The organism is Brevibacillus sp. SKDU10 (assembly GCF_001645205.1).
Taxonomy (GTDB): Bacteria; Bacillota; Bacilli; order Brevibacillales; family Brevibacillaceae; genus Brevibacillus_B; species Brevibacillus_B halotolerans.
In genome coordinates this window covers 1-1,268 of the sequence record NZ_LSSO01000029.1, presented here as the reverse complement: position 1 = coordinate 1,268, position 1,268 = coordinate 1, and the positions used below count along the sequence as shown (strand labels likewise).

Here is a 1,268-nt window from a genome sequence, read left to right as displayed (position 1 = left end):
GTGTGGACGTAGTGCCTCTAGTTCCCTAACCCCATAAGCAATGCGTCGAATATTAATTAAGTTCATAGGTCCTACGTTATCTGAAGTAGAATTGTTACCCACTGCTCCACAGCCCAATGTTAAAGCAGGTACTAAATTGGTTGTTCCCCCGATTCCACCCAATGCTGCTGGTGTATTTACTAAAAAGCGAGATACAGGTTGACGCAGACCAAAGTAACGAATAACCTTTTCATCCTGTGCATGAATAATACAAGTATGGCCTGCTCCCTCATGTAGCAAAATTTCTTCACATAAATCACATGCTTTCTCCATACTATCGGCTGTGTAGAATCCTAAAATAGGAGCCAGTTTTTCCCGTGAGAAAGCTACTTTATAGCCCACCTCTGTTTCCTCTGCAATTAACAGTCTTGCGTTAGCGGGAACTGTGATCTTAGCTAAATTGGCAATATGTTGTACACTCTTCCCTACGATTTGTGGATTCATTGAACCATTTTCTCGCATAATCAATCGTCCAACTTTTTCCTTTTCATCTGGGGTTAGAAAATAAGCTCCCTGCTTTTTAAATTCTGCTATTACCTTCTCTTTCATGCATCTTTCCACGACGACTGACTGCTCGGAAGCACAAATTGTTCCATTATCAAAGGTTGAACTATCTAAAATACGCTTGACTGCATTCTGCAAATCAGCAGATTTATCAATGTAAGCAGGCCCATTCCCTGATCCAACACCGATTGCTGGCGTTCCCGAACTGTAGGCTGCTTTTACCATTGCTGAGCCGCCTGTTGCTAAAATCAGTTGCACACCTTTGTGTTTCATCAATTCGTTGGTTCCTTGAATGGTAGGCATCTCCATACAAGTCACAATATCTTCAGGACCACTAGCTGAGGCAATTGCTTCCCTAATGATCTTTATCGTTTCCAAAATACATTTTTTCGCATTGGGATGAGGGGAAAAAATAATGGAATTCCCGGCTTTCATGGAAATAAGGGATTTATATAAGACAGTAGAGGTTGGATTCGTTGATGGAATTAATCCAGCGATTACTCCTACTGGCACCCCTACCTCGATGACTTTTTTCACTGTATCCTCGTTTAAAATCCCAATCGTTTTTAGATCCTTAATATGCTCATAAACGACCTGACTGCCAAACAGGTTTTTGATTACCTTATCCTCCCAGATGCCAAAGCCAGTCTCTTCTACTGCTAGCTTTGCCAATCGTTCGGCATGTGCGACGCCAGCATTTGCCACCGCTTTTACAATGGAATCAA

1 protein-coding gene is annotated in these 1,268 nt (G+C 42.0%); it reads right to left on the bottom strand.

The genetic code is table 11. The features are described 5' to 3' along the window. A partial coding sequence (locus AYJ08_RS03395) for an acetaldehyde dehydrogenase (acetylating) (RefSeq protein WP_064016591.1) occupies positions 1–1,268 on the bottom strand: 1,268 nt, incomplete at both ends.